The 15,462-nt window shown below is 61.7% G+C and carries 16 protein-coding genes; 3 read left to right on the forward strand and 13 right to left on the reverse strand.

The features are described from left to right. Window positions 1–115 precede the first annotated feature (115 nt). The 3 genes from ACMTA2_RS20820 to ACMTA2_RS20830 all read right to left on the reverse strand — a co-directional run bounded on the left by ACMTA2_RS20820 (window position 116) and on the right by ACMTA2_RS20830 (window position 2,299). Window positions 116–553 carry a DUF3995 domain-containing protein gene (locus tag ACMTA2_RS20820; protein WP_413791565.1) on the reverse strand — a complete coding sequence of 146 codons (438 nt, stop codon included), beginning with the start codon at window positions 551–553 and terminating at the stop codon, window positions 116–118. Window positions 554–686: 133 nt separating this feature from the next. Next, a complete protein-coding gene (locus ACMTA2_RS20825) occupies window positions 687–1,697 on the reverse strand; it encodes an ABC transporter substrate-binding protein (protein WP_413791566.1) in 1,011 nt (336 codons plus the stop codon). Window positions 1,698–1,849: 152 nt separating this feature from the next. After that, entirely contained in the window at window positions 1,850–2,299 is a 450-nt protein-coding gene (locus tag ACMTA2_RS20830; RefSeq protein WP_413791567.1) for a hypothetical protein, read from the reverse strand. A gap of 427 nt (window positions 2,300–2,726) precedes the next feature. Here ACMTA2_RS20830 and ACMTA2_RS20835 point away from each other — a divergent pair, with 427 nt between their 5' ends. The 3 genes from ACMTA2_RS20835 to ACMTA2_RS20845 all read left to right on the forward strand — a co-directional run bounded on the left by ACMTA2_RS20835 (window position 2,727) and on the right by ACMTA2_RS20845 (window position 3,648). Further along, window positions 2,727–2,990, forward strand: a complete 264-nt coding sequence (locus tag ACMTA2_RS20835) for a hypothetical protein (RefSeq protein ID WP_413791568.1) — start codon at window positions 2,727–2,729, stop codon at window positions 2,988–2,990. A 103-nt stretch (window positions 2,991–3,093) separates the two neighbouring features. Then, window positions 3,094–3,324: a hypothetical protein gene (locus ACMTA2_RS20840; protein ID WP_413791569.1), complete on the forward strand. Its 231-nt coding sequence runs from the start codon at window positions 3,094–3,096 to the stop codon at window positions 3,322–3,324. 87 nt (window positions 3,325–3,411) lie between these two features. After that, on the forward strand, window positions 3,412–3,648 hold the full coding sequence (locus ACMTA2_RS20845) for a DUF2789 family protein (protein WP_413791570.1): 237 nt from the start codon (window positions 3,412–3,414) through the stop codon (window positions 3,646–3,648). 185 nt (window positions 3,649–3,833) lie between these two features. On the opposite strand, the gene ACMTA2_RS20850 is transcribed toward ACMTA2_RS20845, so the two are convergent. From ACMTA2_RS20850 to ACMTA2_RS20895, 10 genes are all read right to left on the reverse strand, one after another. Further along, the gene (locus ACMTA2_RS20850; protein WP_413791571.1) at window positions 3,834–5,501 is read right to left on the reverse strand and encodes a methyl-accepting chemotaxis protein; all 1,668 of its coding nucleotides are present in this window, start codon (window positions 5,499–5,501) and stop codon (window positions 3,834–3,836) included. 116 nt (window positions 5,502–5,617) lie between these two features. Further along, a complete protein-coding gene (locus ACMTA2_RS20855; RefSeq protein WP_003202859.1) occupies window positions 5,618–6,022 on the reverse strand; it encodes a TraR/DksA family transcriptional regulator in 405 nt (134 codons plus the stop codon). A gap of 328 nt (window positions 6,023–6,350) precedes the next feature. Further along, complete coding sequence (locus ACMTA2_RS20860) at window positions 6,351–7,373, reverse strand: ABC transporter permease (protein ID WP_413791572.1); 1,023 nt, start codon at window positions 7,371–7,373, stop codon at window positions 6,351–6,353. 34 nt (window positions 7,374–7,407) lie between these two features. Next, window positions 7,408–8,961, reverse strand: coding sequence for a sugar ABC transporter ATP-binding protein (locus ACMTA2_RS20865; RefSeq protein WP_413791573.1), 1,554 nt, complete (start codon window positions 8,959–8,961; stop codon window positions 7,408–7,410). 74 nt (window positions 8,962–9,035) lie between these two features. Then, complete coding sequence (locus ACMTA2_RS20870; RefSeq protein ID WP_413791574.1) at window positions 9,036–9,962, reverse strand: sugar ABC transporter substrate-binding protein; 927 nt, start codon at window positions 9,960–9,962, stop codon at window positions 9,036–9,038. Between the two features lie 51 nt (window positions 9,963–10,013). After that, window positions 10,014–10,166 (reverse strand): hypothetical protein, encoded by a 153-nt coding sequence (locus ACMTA2_RS20875; RefSeq protein ID WP_413791575.1) that lies wholly within the window; start codon window positions 10,164–10,166, stop codon window positions 10,014–10,016. 142 nt (window positions 10,167–10,308) lie between these two features. After that, a complete protein-coding gene (locus ACMTA2_RS20880) occupies window positions 10,309–11,361 on the reverse strand; it encodes a Gfo/Idh/MocA family protein (protein WP_413791576.1) in 1,053 nt (350 codons plus the stop codon). Window positions 11,362–11,518: 157 nt separating this feature from the next. After that, window positions 11,519–12,529, reverse strand: a complete 1,011-nt coding sequence (iolG, locus tag ACMTA2_RS20885; protein ID WP_413791577.1) for a bifunctional inositol 2-dehydrogenase/D-chiro-inositol 1-dehydrogenase — start codon at window positions 12,527–12,529, stop codon at window positions 11,519–11,521. A 28-nt stretch (window positions 12,530–12,557) separates the two neighbouring features. Next, window positions 12,558–14,489, reverse strand: a complete 1,932-nt coding sequence (gene iolD, locus ACMTA2_RS20890) for a 3D-(3,5/4)-trihydroxycyclohexane-1,2-dione acylhydrolase (decyclizing) (protein WP_413791578.1) — start codon at window positions 14,487–14,489, stop codon at window positions 12,558–12,560. A gap of 149 nt (window positions 14,490–14,638) precedes the next feature. Continuing rightward, window positions 14,639–15,460 carry a TIM barrel protein gene (locus ACMTA2_RS20895; RefSeq protein ID WP_413791579.1) on the reverse strand — a complete coding sequence of 274 codons (822 nt, stop codon included), beginning with the start codon at window positions 15,458–15,460 and terminating at the stop codon, window positions 14,639–14,641. Between the last annotated feature and the right edge of the window lie 2 nt (window positions 15,461–15,462).

A 15,462-nucleotide genomic window follows, 5' to 3' on the forward strand; every position in this document is an offset into this window, starting at 1 on the left:
CGTTCGGCCGTTATAAGGGCCGCTTCGCGCCCCAGCGGGGATAAATCCCCTCGCCACAGTACAGTGCTCACCTGGGGCAACGTGTTAACTGGAGCACAAGGGCACCGCGCTCCCCTCAGGCCCAGGCCACCGCCAGCAACCCCGCCCCGAGCACCACGCACAATGGCGAATAGACCCAGGTGTCGAGCCTGGCGAAAGTGGATTCCTTGAACTCCTTGAAGAAGCCCACCAGCTCCGACTCGCCAATGGCCCGGGCGAACATCAGCAAGGCGATCGCGCTGATCAGCCATTGCAATGCCCGATGGGTGACCGGCTGCGCCAGCAGGCCGACTCGTAGGCACACCAGCAGCGCAATCATCAGCAGCGCCAGAGCCACCAACAAGGTCAGCCAGCCCGAGGGGTCGAACGCCGGTCGCAGCGCCTCCCCCTGCTTCACCGGCACCTGAGGCACCACTGCCTTGGCCGCCCACCGCCCACCCAGGGCCCAATACATATGAATCAAGCTGATGGTCGCAAACACTGCGACCAGCGACCGAGCCAATAAAAGCGTCATTCGCCAGCCTCCTGAAAAAGGTTGAACAATCATCCTAGCTCGAATTTGGCAATTCGCCGGACGGGCGCAGATTGCCCGTTTGCGGCGAAAGACGCATTGCCCAGGATCAAGAGTTCGAGCGGCTGGCAGACCACTAGAGACTGGCCGCGACTTTTTCCGCCACCGCCTTGGGCAGCCACGCCTGCCAGACCTGCGGATGAGCCTTGAGGAATGCCTCGGCGGCTTCACGCGGCGGCGTGCGCTTCTCGCTCATGTCGGCCAAGGCCTTGTTCAACGGGTCGATGGGCAAATCGACTTTGCTGAAGAACTCGGCGATGTCCGGGTACTGCTTCTGGAACGGCGCGGAGACCCCGATCGACAGTTTCGAGGCCAAGGAACGGGTCGGCTTCGGGTTGGGGTTATCGGCATCGGTCAGGGTTTTCCAGGCCTCGGCATCGAACGGGGGTTCCTCCAACTGCACCAGCTTGAACTTTCCGAGCAAGGGAGTGGGTGACCAGTAATAAAACAGGATCGGCTTGCCTCGGCGAATCGAGGAGGTGATTTCCGCATCCAGTGCCGCACCGGAGCCGCTGCGGAAGTTCACAAAACTGTCGGCCAGCCCATAGGCCTTGAGTTTCTGTTTATTGACCACCTCGGACGTCCAGCCGATGGGGCTGTTGAGGAAACGGCCCTTGTCGGGGCTCTCCGGGTCCTTGAACACGTGCTTGTAGCGGGCCAGGTCCTCGACGCTGCGCAAGTCCGGCGCCAGGGGCTTGATGCCCTTGGCCGGGTCGCCCTTGATGACGTACTCGGGCACCCACCAGCCTTCGGTCGCGCCTTTGACCGTGTCGCCCAAGGCGACCACCTTGCCTTCGGCTTCGGCCTTGACCCACACCGGACTGCGGCCGGCCCATTCTTCGCCAATCACCTGGATATCGTTATTGGCCAGGGCGGTTTCCAGGGTAATGGTAGTGCCGGGCAAGGTATCGGTCTGCAGCCCATAGCCCTTTTCGACGATGACTCGCAGGATATCGGTGATCAGGCTGCCGCTTTCCCAGTTCAAGTCGGCAAAGTGGATCGGCGCTGTGGCGGCCGACGCCGGAAAGGGTGACGCCAACACCGCGAAGGTGGCCCAGGCAGCCAGCCACTGTCGAACTCGTTTCATGCTTTGCACCTCGTGCCAGATAAAGCAATCGCTGAACGGCCCTGCGTAACCGAACGCAAGCCCCTGAATCATTCAGTCAATTGACTGTAGCCGAGGTTCCACCGAGATCCTGCGAAACGGTCAGCGGCTTGGACGCGCTGACGCTGGAACAGTCACTCACTGGCCTTGAACGTCACCAGTTCACCCTTGCGCCACTTGGCGGCCTTGGCGGTGACCGCCTTCAAGGTCTTGGTCAAGCCTTCCTGCAACTGTTCGTTGGCCGCGAACACGGTCACCACGCTATGGCCTTCCTTGAACAGGATTGCCTCGCCGCCAGGCGTCGTGACGAAAGCGTAGTCGCCAAGGCCATAGACCGTCAGCTTGATCTCGCGAAAACGGATTTCAAACTTGCCACCTTCGCGGCTGGGCAATACCGCCGCGCGAAAATGATCACCGACCTTGAGCTCGAGCCTGGGCTTGTCGTCGACCACCAAGGCCGACTCGGTGTCGATTTCGGCGACATATATACCTTCGGCGGTCTGCTCGGTGATGTAGACGAAACGTGAGTGAAACAGTTTGACCAGTTTGGCCCGCAGGTCACCCAGTACGAATAACGCATGCATGTCGAGATTACTTACTGCCAAGGAAACATCCCCATTTTTGAAAAAGACCCGCCCTGCGCAAAGGACGGACCACGAGAACCCGTGCCGACTGTAGTGTCGTAATGGACCTGTCACTGAAATTCGAAATGAACGGCGCGCCCTGTCCCGGGCCGAGAGCAGACTAAAGGTTGCCGCTCTCGCCGTCTTTCCCGGCGGGTCGCCAGAGGCTGAAGGAAAACACCACTCTGAGCATCGGAAAAGATGGGACTACTAACTTTAGGGAAATTTCTCACTTAGAAAAGCATTTTTCTGACATCGAGCCCAAAAAAAATTGCTTTAGATAGGCGCAACCGTCCACACGGCACTGCCGATTCTAGAGCAGCCGAAGGTGTGGAGACTACTCGAAGTCACCGGCAATTCGTCGGTAAACCATGAAAAGGAATTCATAATGACCACTTTTACCCACCTGCCCCACCCCGTCGCCCCTTGCATCGTTAAAACAGCCAACAGCCTTGATGGCGTCGATTGCCTGCCAATTTCGTTGATTCAACCCCGATATCGGGTCGTCCTGGCCGGCAAGTGTTTTTTCCACATTGAAGAAACATCGACTGGTCGTGTAAGAGGATTCCGCACCGATCATAACGAAGCTTGCTACCTGGCCAGACGTCTCGAACGCAGCGCCTCAACGCCTATGTATCCGTCCATGACTTAACTCAGCCGCCGACGGGCAACTGCTGCCATACTGCCTGCACCGCGAAGACCGTCGCTCATGGGCGGATCGCGCACCCCTAATGAGTTCGAGGAGCAGGCGCGACGTGACGGAATTTGATATTGGCGAATTTTTTATCCGGGGCGAAGCCAGAGAAGTCGAAGGCGAGTTCCAGGCCGTTATCGTGATGCGTGCCAAGCCCCCGTTGACCACTGTCAGTTGCCATCAGGTGGAAAAGGACCGGTGGTTCAAGACCTCGCAGATCGCCGCAGAGGCCGCCAGGGAAGCGGCCAGGGCGTTGAAGGCGGCCGTGGATGAAGGGGCCTTGAACGCCTGATCCCAATCGAACTCCTGATGACCGCTCGCCTCAGATAAAGGTAAGCACCGAGGCGCCCTGACGGCGCCCCACCCAAAGGAGACTTCCATGGAACAACCTTCCCACGAACTCAAGACCCTGTTCGACCAACTGGGCCTGCCCTCCGACGGCAAGGCCATCGATGACTTCATCGTGGCGCACCCATTGGCTCCGGAGGTCAAGCTGGTGGAGGCCGACTTCTGGTCGGACCAGCAAAAAGACCTGCTGCGCGAATGGCTGCTGGCCGACGGCGAAGAGGCGGTGCTGGTGGATCAACTGAATGTGCGGCTGCACGACGGCAAATAATCAACCAAGCTGCATTGAACCCTGTGGCGAGGGGATTTATCCCCGCTGGGCTGCGCAGCAGCCCTGAAGCCTGAGGGTGCGGGGTGTCAGTATGAATGGAGTTGCAGCTTGGGGTTGCTGCGCAACCCAGCGGGGATAAATCCCCTCGCCACAAAGGTACGCTGCCACATCGGTTGCGTTGCTGCCTAGCGCGGCTTCTCGGGCTTGTAGCCCAAGCGCAAGCCACCCCAGTGACGTCCCTTGAGCATGATCGGAACCGAGAGATCATGCATCAGTTCTCCCGTGTCCCGGGTGTAGGTCTGGAGCAGCACCGGTTGCTGGTGGCTGCCGCAGCGGATCCCGGTGCGGTCGGAGAATTTGCGCTTGGTGCGGTTATTCAGCGTGTCCACTTGAGGGTCGCCGGTCAGCGGCTGGCTGAAGACCTTGTTGTGGGTCGGCACATAGCCCTGCTGGGTGCAGGCAATCGCAAATACCAGGCCTTCGTGCCGGGCCAGCAACGGTTCCTGGATGGCCGGCAGGACCTGGTCGGTGTAGCGGTCGAAGCGGGTCTGGTACTTGGCCGGCTGGGTATCGGGAATCGGCTGGTAGTTACGGTCGAACAGGTCCTCCAGGCTGACGCGGCCCTGGTCGATGTCGGCCTCGAACTGCGCGGCGATCTGGCTCGCCCCTTCCCGCGCCAGGTCATAGACCCGTTGGTGATAATCGTCGAGCCCTACCTCGGCCAGACGTTCGCTGATGGTTTCGGCCTGGCCCTCCATCTGCACCGCCGCCTCGGCCAGGCGCTGGGTCTGCTGGTCGCTGATGGACAGGTCGCTGCGCATCTGCTCGATGGCGTGGAACAGGCTGTCGAGTTGTTCGCGATTGGTGTCGGTGCCTTCGGCGATGGCGCTGACCTGGGTTTCGACGCCGGCGGCGAGCCGGGCGATGTTTTCCAGGTGCTGGCCGGTGTGCTCGACCTGCTGCACACCGCTGTCCAGGTCAGCGGCCAGTTGACGGATCTGCTCGACCACCTGGGCGGTGCGCTGCTGGATGTCGGCCACCATTACCCCGACCTCGCCGGTCGCCGCGGCGGTGCGCCCGGCCAGGCCGCGGACCTCATCGGCCACTACCGCGAAACCCCGGCCATGCTCACCGGCCCGGGCCGCCTCGATGGCCGCGTTCAGCGCCAGCAGGTTGGTCTGGCTGGCGATCGACTGGATCACCAGGCTGACCCGCTGGATTTCATCGCTGCGTACGCTCAGGGCTTCGATCAACTCACGGCTGTCATTGGCGCGCTGGCTGAGCTGGTGCATGCGGCTGATGGACTCCACCAGTTCACTGCGCCCGGCCACGCTGCTGCGATGGGCCTCGCTGGCGGCACCCAGGGCCTGCTGGCTGAGTTGCGAAGTGGCCTGTTCGGTGGCGATCATCGATTCGGCATTGCTGACAATCTGCGCCGCCGCATCGAGCTGGGACTGGACCTTGCCGGCCAGTTGCTTGACCGAATAAGCGACACCGGCCGCCGACAGCGCGTTATGACTGGTGGTGTAGGACAGGTCGCGGGTCAGCTCGGCCAAGGTGTCGGGCGTGGATGCGGGGGAAGCGGCCACGCGTGAACGCAGGCGCGGCAACCAGACGATGAGCATGACCAGCGGCAGGCCCAGGTACAGCGACCAACCGCCCAGGGCCATGCCACACAGCAGCAAGGCCAGGGCGAGACTCTGCAGAGTCGGCGTCAGCCAACGTGCCGCGCCTTTTGCTTCGGGTACCGAGGCCGGCACCGCACCCGCCAGCGTTCCGTCTGTCGCCATGTTCGTCACCCACACTCTCATTGTTATGAGCACATTAAACGCCACTACCGAGCCATTATCCATGGTCCATTAGTCGCGTTCTTGCAGCAAATCAACGGGAGTAGACGAACGAGCACAGGCGAAAGCAAAAGATCGCGGCTTTCGTCAAAAGGTCGCGATCTTTTTTCGGAAAACGCGAATCAGGCCTGACGCTGGTGCTTGTCGATCTGTTCGTGACGTTCCTGGGCTTCGATGCAGTACTTGGTGGTCGGGCTGATCAGCAGGCGCTTGAGGCCGATCGGCTCGCCGCTGTCGTCGCACCAGCCGAAGCTGTCGTCGTTGATGCGGTCCAGGGCCTGCTCCAGTTGGGGCAGCATACGCTGGTCGCGATCGATGGCGTTGACCAGCCAGGTACGCTCTTCTTCTACGGAAGCAGCGTCCGCCGGGTCGGCCGGGGTGTCCAGGCTCTCAATGGCGATTCGGTTCTGTTCGATGCGCTCGTGGGTTTCGACTTTCATGTTCTGCAACAGCTTGGTGAAGAAGGCCAGCTGCTCGGCATTCATGTAGTCATCCGCCGGCATGGCCAGCAACTTTTCCTTTGTCATTGATTTCTCTATAAAAAAACGTGCATTAAGGCGAATTATGGAGCGTCCCGCAGCGCAGCTGCCACGCTCATCGGGAAAGGCGCCGTCTATTCCAAGCGCCACCCGGCACTCAATTTACGAGGGGCGGCAGTCTAAGGCCGAGGCGAGGCCTCAGCAACTGAAAACATAGGGAAAATGTCCGACAACCCCTTCAAATGTTCTCTGACAGGCTTTTGGCCGTCATCGGAGTGCGTTTATAACAAGAAATTCGCTGCAATAGCTGTATTAAGAAGACAAATGGCAACGCCACGCGGGTCAGGCGTGGCGCTTTGTCGCAACCTGCGGGGAATCAGCGCTTGAGTTTGCGCTTGTTGCGGTACTGGTCGATGACCACCGCCACCACGATGATCAAGCCCTTGATGATGTCCTGGATGTAGGCATCGACCCCGACGAAGGTGAAACCGCTGGCCATCACCCCGAGGATCAACGCGCCGATCACGGTGCCCGTAATGCGCCCCACCCCGCCCGCCAGGCTGGTGCCGCCGATCACCGCCGCCGCAATCGCATCCAGCTCATAGGACATGCCCATGCCCGCCTGTCCGGTCGCCGCCCGCGCCGAGGCCACCACGCCGGCCAACCCCGCCAGCAACCCGGCAATGCTGTAGACGATCACCAAGTGACGCTTGACATTGATGCCCGAGGTCCGCGCTGCCTGCATGTTGCCGCCAATGGCGTAGGTGTACTTGCCGTACTTGGTGTAGCGCAGGGCAATATGGAAGATCACCGCCACCACCAGGAAGATGATCACCGGCATCGCGCCATGACCGATGGCGGTGTAGGAGTCGGACAACATGCTCACCGGCTGGCCTTCGGTGTAGAAACGTGCCAGGCCACGGGCCGAGACCATCATGCCGAGTGTGGCAATGAACGGCGGGATACCGGTAATGGCAATGATGCTGCCGTTGATCGCCCCGGCCAACAGCCCTACGCCGAGCCCCGCCACCACCGGTATCCACACCGGCAAGTCGGTCAAGGAGGGAAACACCGCCCGGGCGAAGTCAGAAGTCTGGGCCAGGCTGGCGGCAATCATCGCCGACAGCGCCAGCACCGAGCCGGACGACAGGTCGATACCGGTGGTGATGATCACCTGGGTCACGCCGATAGCCAACAGGCCGATGATCGACACTTGCAGGATCATCAGCACTAGGCGCTGGGAGTTCATCAGGAAACTCTGGTCGCGCATGATCCAGCCGAACAGCTCGAACACCAGGCCGATGCCGATCAGCACCAGGAAGATGCTCAGTTCCGTCGGCAGGCGTCGGCGGGTCCTGTTCGGTGCTGTCGCGGGTTTGTTTTCCAGTATTGCGTTCATAGCCACTTACCTTTTTTATCTGGACTGACGAGCATCAGGACAGGCCCGAAGCCAGTTGCATCACTCGTTCCTGGGTCGCTTCGCTGCGGTCGAGAGTGCCCATCAGGTCACCTTCGTGCATCACCATGACCCGGTCGCTCATGCCCAATACTTCCGGCAGTTCCGAGGAAATCATGATCACTGCCATGCCTTCGCTGGCGAGGTAGGAAATCAGCCGATAGATCTCGGCCTTGGCGCCCACATCGATGCCACGGGTCGGCTCGTCGAGGATCAGGATGCGCGGGTTGGTCATCAGCCAGCGCGCCAGCAGCGCTTTTTGCTGATTGCCGCCAGACAACGTGTCGATGCACTGCTCCAGCGACGGGGTCTTGACCCGCAGCTTCTTGCACATGTCCTCACACAAGGCGCGCAAGGCTTTCTGCTGGATGAAGCCGTTGCCGACGTAATGGGGCAGCACGGCCATCTCCATGTTTTCCAGCACCGACAGGCACGGGAACAGGCCACTGAGCTTGCGGTCCTCGGTCAACAACGCGAAGCCCTTCTCGATGGCCATGTGCGGATCGGTGATGCGAACCGGTTGACCGTCCAGCAGGATTTCGCCGCCGGTGCTTGGGGTCACGCCGAAGATCGCCTCGGCCACGTTGGTCCGGCCCGAGCCCATCAACCCGGCGATGCCCAGGATCTCCCCGGCATGCAGGTCGAAGGACACGCCTTTGAAAATGCCGTCCAGGCTCAGGTCGCGCACCGACAGCACCAATTCGCCGATGGGTTGCTCCCGCACCGGGAACAACTGGCTCAGTTCGCGCCCGACCATCATTGAAATCAGGCTGTCGCCGTCCATGCTGTCGGCCCGTTGCAGGCCGATGTAGGCGCCGTCGCGAAACACCGCCACTTCATCGGCGATGGCGAACACCTCGTTCATCTTATGGGTGATGTAGATGATGCCCTTACCCTGGGACTTGAGGTCGGCAATGATCGAGAACAGATGGGCGACTTCGGTCTCGGTGATGGCCGAGGTTGGCTCGTCCATGATCAGGATGTCGGAGTCGTAGGACACGGCCTTGGCGATCTCCACCATCTGCCGCTCGGCAATGCTCAGGTTACCCACCTGCTCTTCGGGATCGAGCTTGATGCGCAAGCGTTCAAGCAGCCGGGCGGTGCAGCGGTGCATCTCGCCATGGTCGACCATGTGCAGGCCGTTGAGTTGCTCGCGGCCGATCCAGATATTTTCGGCGATGCTCATGTGGGGCATCAGGTTCAGTTCCTGATGGATCATCGCGATGCCGGACTGCAACGCCGCCAGCGGCGTGTCGAACGTCACCGGCTTGCCACGCAAGCGCAGTTCGCCGGCGTCCGGTTGGTAGATGCCCGCGATGATTTTCATCAAGGTGGATTTGCCCGCGCCGTTTTCACCCATCAGGGCCAGCACCGAGCCGGGACGCACCCGCAGTTGAACATCGGACAGGGCCACCACACCGGGAAAGCCCTTGCTGACGTTGACGACTTCCAGCAGGTACGGCTCATCAAGTAATACGTCCGGCTGGAAAGTCATGGCCGGGGCGCTCGAAGCAGTCGCTGAAGCGAACATGATCAGGTACTCCCTCGGCAAGGTCGGCGTTGCAACCTTGCCTGCTTATTGTTGTGGTGGGACCGGGTTGAATGTCACTTGAACTGAGCGACGTTTTCCGGCGTGATCAGGCGGTACGGCACCCAGACGGCCTTCTCGACCGGCTGCTTCTTGACCATTTTCACCGCTGTGTCGATCGAACCATCGGCCTGGCCCTTGGCGTCCTGGAACACCGAGACCGTCATGTCGCCTTTCTTGATGGCGTTCAAACCGTCCGGCGTGCCATCGACCCCGGCAATCAATACGCTGCCCTTCTGGGTGCCCGCTTGCTTGAGGGCCATGGCGGCGCCAATGGCCATCTCGTCATTGTTGGCGACCACGGCCTGGAATTCGCGGCCTTGGGTCAGCCAGTCATTGACCAGGGTCATGCCCTTGTCCCGCAGCCAGGTGCCCGTCTGCTCCTGCTCGATCTTGATGCCGGGGTACTTGGCCAGCACTTCCTTGACGCCCTTGGTGCGGTTGGTGGTGGAGTTGTTGGCGAGGTCGCCCAACAGGATCACGATGTCGCCCTTGCCGCCCATCTTGTCGGCCAGGTATTGCATCTGCATGCGCCCGGCTTCGAGGTCATCGGAGGCCACGGTGACCACCCCTTCCGGCAAGGTCGGGTCGTCCGGGCGACGGTTGACGTACACCAGCGGGATGCCCGCCGCCACCGCGGCTTTGGTTATTCTCTGGGTCGCGGCCGTGTCCACCGGGTTGACGATGAGCGCATCGACCTTCTGGCTGATGAAGCTTTCCACCTGGCTCAATTGCTTGACCACGTCACTGCGCGCGTCTTCGAACTGCAGGGTGACGCCATCCGGCAGGGACTTGGCTTTCTTGTCCATGGATTCGCGCAGGTAAGTCAGCCAGGTGTCATCGAACTGGGACATGCTGACGTCGATCTTCAGGTCCGCCAGGGCAGCGCCGCTGGTGAGCATCAACGACAGGGCCAGCGAGGCGATACGGGTCTTGGTCTTCATGAACGGTCTTTCTCCACTTTTTTGTTGGTCTTATGGATAAGGCGTGACGGATCAGGAACGGGGCAAGCGCACGATGGGCGCGCCGGGCATGCAACAGACCACGGCGCCCTTGCGCTGGATGCACAGGGATTCGAACAGGGGAAGGACTGCGGACAGGTGCAGCAGACGTGGCAGGTGAAACGCAGAACGGCTGAAGGTTTTCATCGACGGTACCTAGCTGTGTTTCTTGTTTTTGTTACGTCTGTCGTCCGTTCAAGGCTGGCTTGGCGGAAGGCAGACAGGGGTGTCGGTAACCTGGAAACGACTTTATTGGAAAATATTTTCCATATCAACTCATTTTAGAATTTTATTCGTTTTTTATTCCATGGCCGACAGGCGTGGCCAAACGCACCACTTCGCCCTGCTCGGCACTCTGCCTGGCCGCGTCAAGGATGCGCGTGGTTGCCAGTGCATCACGGGCCTCCACCGGCAGCGGGCCAGCGCTCTGCAACGCGGTTTGCAAGTGTTGATAGAACGCCAGCCAGCAGCCACGCTCGGAGGTCACCCGCTCGCGCTCGGTGCCGTGTTCGAACCAGCCCCAGCGCCGATGTTCTTCCGCCCCCCAGCGTTCGCCCTCGGTCGCCGGGCTCAAGCCGGCCAAGGCCTGGGCCTCTTGCCCGTCCAGGCCGTCGACGGTGTAGCAACCCTGGGTGCCGTTGACCCGAAAGCGCGGGCGCGGTGCGTTTTGCACACAATTGCCGCTCAAGTGAGAAATCACACCGCTGGCGTGGGTCAAGGACATGAAGAAGCCGTTGTCGAACACCTGGTCGGGCTGGCGGTAGTCCAGCTCGGCGTAGACTCGCTCCACCGGCCCGAACAGTTGCAGCGCCTGGTCCACCAGGTGGCTGCCCAAATCGCGCAGGAACCCGCCACCGCTGCCTTTGCCAACCGAGGTCGGCGAATAGCGCTCGACGCTGGATTCAAAGCGAATGACCTGCCCCAGGGCGCCGGACGCCAGCAGTTTGCGCAAGGTCAGGAAATCCGAATCCCAGCGACGGTTCTGGTACACGCTCAACGGCACGTTGTGTTGTTCGGCGGCCATCACCAGCGCCTCGGCCTGTGCGGCATCCCAGGCAAAAGGCTTGTCGCTGACCACCGCCACACCGAGGCCGATGGCTTGCATCACCACCTCCGGGCGACCGTCCAGCGGTGTGGACACCACCACCGCATCAACGCCCGCTGCCACCAATTGTTCGAGGGAGTCAAAGGCTTGGACGTGCGGATAATCACTCGCCAGTTGCTGGCGCCGCTCGGCAGACCGGGTCACCACGCCGACGAACGTAGCCCCCGGCAGACTGCTGATCAGCGGCGCATGAAAAAACCGCCCGCCCTTGCCGTAGCCCACTAGTCCGATTCGCATGAAAACTCCTTGAAAGTCATTGGATGAGCACCAACCCCTGTGGGAGCGAGCTTGCTCGCGATGGCGGCGGATCAGCCTCCATCACGTTGACTGACCCACCGCCATCGCGAGCAAGCTCGCTCCCACAATTTGACTGCATACCCAAAGGGGATTGGGGTTAGCCGTAGAAGCGCGGCCGTTCAGGCAATTCGATCGGGACAATCTGCCCGCTCTGCTGCGCCTGGATGCAGGCATCGGCCGCCACCGCCGCCGCAAACCCGTCCCAGGCCGATGGCCCGCCCACCTGCCCGGCGCGCACGCCGTCGATGAAGGCCTGCAATTCGACGTCGTAGGCCGCGATGAAGCGGTCCTTCCAGTCCATCAGGATCGCATTGGACAGCTTGGCCTCGCTGCGCAGTTGCACCTGGGACGGTTCCGGCAGCTTGGCGATACCGGTCTCCCCCACCACTTCACATTGGATGTCGTAGCCGTACTGGCAGTTGACGAACACTTCGACGTCGATGCGCGTGCCCCGGGCGGTTTCCAGCAGGACGATCTGCGGGTCCCGCAGGTGGGCCAGGGCCTTGCTGGTCTTGCGCGGAAACACCACCTGCACCGAGACGTAGTCATCGGCCAACAGCCAACGCAGCACATCCAGTTCGTGGATCAGCGTGTCGGTGATCGCCATGTCGGTCTTGTAGTTCTCGCCGACCCGGGGGTTGCGGTGGGCGCAGTGCAGCATCAGCGGTTCGCCGATCTGGCCGTTGTCGATCACCGCCTTCAGGGCTCGATACCCTTCGTCGTAGGGGCGCATGAAGCCGACCTGCACCAGGCGCGTGCCATGGGCCACTTCCGCGTCGACGATCCGGCGGCACCCTTCGGCGGTGACCGCCAAGGGCTTTTCGCAGAACACCGGCTTACCGGCCGCAATCGCCGCCAGTACGTACGCTTCATGGCTCGGGCCCCAGGAGGTGACCAGGATCGCCTCGACATCCGGCGCATTGATCAGGGCATGCCCGTCCGGGTACACCTCGGCGGTCAAGTTCAGGTCCGCCACCACCTTCGCCGCCTGGGCAAGGTTGATATCGGTCACCGCCACCACCTGGCTGTTGAGCAAGGTCTGGCTGCATCGACGGATATGATCCTGGCCGATGGCCCCGGTGCCGATGACGCCCAGTTTCAAAGACATTTGGAACTCCTTATGTTGGGTTGGGCAATTAGTACTGACGGGCTTGGGCCAGTTGTTCATTGAGGGCCTTGGCGACCGCGTTGGTCCGAGCACTGGTGGAGACTTGCGCCACACCGACCCGCCACCATGACAGATAGCCGTGGATCATGGTCTTGGGCAGCACCTTGATGTCGATCAGGGTCGAGACCGTTTGCAGCCGTGCGTCGGCCAGGGCCGCGTACAGTTCGTCAAGGGTCTTCACCTTGTAGGTCTTGCAGCCGTAGGCCGCCGCACTCATGGCGAAATCCACCGGCACGAAGCCACCGTCGAGCTTGCCGGTGTCCGGGTTGCGGAAACGGAACTCGGTGCCGAAGCTGTCCATCCCGTTCCCCATCTGCAAGTTATTGATGCAGCCGAAGGTCATGTTATCCAGCAGCACCACATTGATCTTGCGGCGTTCCTGGATCGAGGTCGCCAGCTCCGAGTGCAGCATCATGTAGGAGCCGTCCCCCACCAGGGCGTACACCTCTTTGTCGGGTTCGGCGAGCTTCACGCCCAGGGCCGCGTTGACCTCGTAGCCCATGCACGAATAACCGTACTCGACGTGATAGGTGTTCACGCCCTTGCTGCGCCAACTGCGCTGCAAGTCGCCAGGCAGACTGCCGGCGGCGGCGACGATGATGGCGTCATCGGCGAGGGTTTCGTTGAGGGTGCCCAGTACGCGGCTCTGGGTCAGGCAGGAGCCGGTGAGTTCGATGAATTCGCGAAACACCGCTGGATCCATGCCGTCGTTGATTTCCGGGACGAAGCCCTCGCCCCGATAATCAGCCTGGTAGACCCGGTCTACCTCAGCGTCCAGTTGCCCCTTGGCGTCGGCGATCTGCCCGCCCCATTCGGCGCGATAGTCGCCCATCGCAGCCGACAAGGCCTCCAGGCCTGAGCAGGCATCGGCCAACAGTTGCACGCCGTCGAGCTTCAAGGCATCGCACGGGCTGATGTTGAGATTGAGGAACTGCACATCCGGGTGCTGGAACAGCCATTTCGAGGCCGTGGTGAAATCGCTGTAGCGGGTGCCGATACCGATGATCAGGTCGGCTTTCTTGGCCAGCAGGTTTGCCGCCAGGCAACCGGTTTCACCGACACCGCCAACGTTCAGCGGATGACTGGACACCACCGCGCTCTTGCCCGCCTGGGTCTCGGCGAACGGAATGTCGAAGCGCTCGGCAAAGGCCTGCAGCGCAGCGTTGGCACCGGCGTAGCGCACGCCGCCGCCACAAATGATCAACGGTTGGCGCTTGCCCTTGAGCAGCGCCAGGGCATCGCCGAGCATCGATTCAGTGGCCGGGCGACGGTCAATGCGATGGACACGTTTTTGCAGGAAGTAATCCGGGTAATCGTAGGCTTCGGCCTGTACGTCCTGGGGCAAGGCCAGGGTCACCGCGCCGGTTTCGGCCGGGTCGGTCAGCACGCGCATGGCATGGATCGCGGCGCTCATCAGTTGCTCGGGGCGGTTGATGCGATCCCAGTATTTGCTCACGGCCTTGAAGGCATCGTTGGTGCTGATGCTCAAGTCGTGGAACTGCTCGATCTGTTGCAGCACCGGGTCCGGCTGGCGACTGGCGTAGACATCGCCGGGCAACAGCAGCAAGGGAATGCGATTGGCCGTCGCCGTGGCCGCAGCGGTCAGCATGTTCGCCGCGCCGGGGCCCACCGACGAGCTGCAGGCGTAGATCTTGCGGCGCAGGTGCTGCTTGGCGAACCCGATGGCGGCATGGGCCATGCCCTGCTCGTTGCGACCCTGGTGGACCACCAGGTCGCCGCTGTCCTGCTCCAGCGCCTGGCCCAGGCCCAGCACGTTGCCGTGGCCGAAAATGGTAAAGACCCCGGCGACGAACTTGCTCTGGACGCCATCGACCTCGACGTACTGGTTATCGAGGAATTTCACCAGGGCCTGGGCCATGGTCAGTCGTGTTGTGGTCATGCTTGCACCTTCTGAAACGCAACTCGGGTCAAGGGTGGGAGCGAGCTTGCTCGCGATAGCGGTGTGACAGGCAGCTCAGATGTTGAGTGTGCCGCCGTCATCGCGAGCAAGCTCGCTCCCACAGGGGTTCCATCGTTCAGGGAATCGGATCAGCCCTGGCAGCTCTGTAGGTGATTCATGCTCGCCCCCAGCGCCTGGCGGATGTCGGCCAGCTCATGGACGCTCTCGGCGAACGGTTCGAAGGACAGGTAGCCCTCGTAGCCGCCGGCCCGCAGCGCCTCGATCTGCGCGGCATTGCCGAGGATGTCGGCCTCGCCCACCAGCACCCGGTGACCGTCACGGATCGTCGCCAAGGGGGCCTCGGCCTCCTCGACGCCGGAGATGTGCACCAACCCGGTCAGTTCGGGGAAGAACTCCTGTTCACCCGCCAGATGATGGTGAAAGGTATCGTGCACCAGACGGAACACATCCAGCCCGCCAATGCTCTTGATCGCTTCCACCGCCGTGCGCTTGCGGCGCAGCGCGCACTCTTCGAAACCCAGGGGCTCGATGAACCCGTAGATGCCAAAGGCGCGCAGAATCGGCGCCAGTTCGCTGAGGGCCGTACGCAGCCCAGCCGCGCGTTCAGCTTCGCTGCGCGGGTCGGCGCGGTCGTTGAGCGGGCACATCACCAGGCCCTCGGCGCCGCATTCACGGGCGTAATCGACCAGTCGCACGGCCTGGGCACGACGCTCTTCGTTCCACACGTCAAAGGGGTACAGCGCGTTGATCGACAGCACCTTGATACCGCGCGCCTCGCACAACTCGCGGACGCGGACCGGCGGCATGCCGTCTTCGATCTCGACGCCCTCCAGGTCGTTGCGGATCTCGATGGCATCGGTTTTCAACGCCAGGGCCAGGTCGATGAACGCGGGCAGGGACAGGCGTGGGGCAACCATTCGGTTCAAGGCAAAACGCAGGGGCTTGTTCATTA

The organism is Pseudomonas medicaginis (assembly GCF_965119365.1).
Lineage (GTDB): Bacteria > Pseudomonadota > Gammaproteobacteria > Pseudomonadales > Pseudomonadaceae > Aquipseudomonas.

Coding starts and splice junctions, on each gene's coding strand:
- ACMTA2_RS20835 (WP_413791568.1), top strand. CDS start 2,727: ATGACCACTTTTACCCACCTGCCCCACCCCGTCGCCCCTTGCATCGTT.
- ACMTA2_RS20860 (WP_413791572.1), bottom strand. CDS start 7,373: ATGAACGCAATACTGGAAAACAAACCCGCGACAGCACCGAACAGGACC.
- ACMTA2_RS20865 (WP_413791573.1), bottom strand. CDS start 8,961: ATGTTCGCTTCAGCGACTGCTTCGAGCGCCCCGGCCATGACTTTCCAG.
- iolG (WP_413791577.1), bottom strand. CDS start 12,529: ATGTCTTTGAAACTGGGCGTCATCGGCACCGGGGCCATCGGCCAGGAT.
- ACMTA2_RS20845 (WP_413791570.1), top strand. CDS start 3,412: ATGGAACAACCTTCCCACGAACTCAAGACCCTGTTCGACCAACTGGGC.
- ACMTA2_RS20870 (WP_413791574.1), bottom strand. CDS start 9,962: ATGAAGACCAAGACCCGTATCGCCTCGCTGGCCCTGTCGTTGATGCTC.
- ACMTA2_RS20830 (WP_413791567.1), bottom strand. CDS start 2,299: ATGCATGCGTTATTCGTACTGGGTGACCTGCGGGCCAAACTGGTCAAA.
- ACMTA2_RS20820 (WP_413791565.1), bottom strand. CDS start 553: ATGACGCTTTTATTGGCTCGGTCGCTGGTCGCAGTGTTTGCGACCATC.
- ACMTA2_RS20825 (WP_413791566.1), bottom strand. CDS start 1,697: ATGAAACGAGTTCGACAGTGGCTGGCTGCCTGGGCCACCTTCGCGGTG.
- ACMTA2_RS20850 (WP_413791571.1), bottom strand. CDS start 5,501: ATGGATAATGGCTCGGTAGTGGCGTTTAATGTGCTCATAACAATGAGA.
- ACMTA2_RS20875 (WP_413791575.1), bottom strand. CDS start 10,166: ATGAAAACCTTCAGCCGTTCTGCGTTTCACCTGCCACGTCTGCTGCAC.
- ACMTA2_RS20895 (WP_413791579.1), bottom strand. CDS start 15,460: ATGAACAAGCCCCTGCGTTTTGCCTTGAACCGAATGGTTGCCCCACGC.
- ACMTA2_RS20855 (WP_003202859.1), bottom strand. CDS start 6,022: ATGACAAAGGAAAAGTTGCTGGCCATGCCGGCGGATGACTACATGAAT.
- ACMTA2_RS20880 (WP_413791576.1), bottom strand. CDS start 11,361: ATGCGAATCGGACTAGTGGGCTACGGCAAGGGCGGGCGGTTTTTTCAT.
- iolD (WP_413791578.1), bottom strand. CDS start 14,489: ATGACCACAACACGACTGACCATGGCCCAGGCCCTGGTGAAATTCCTC.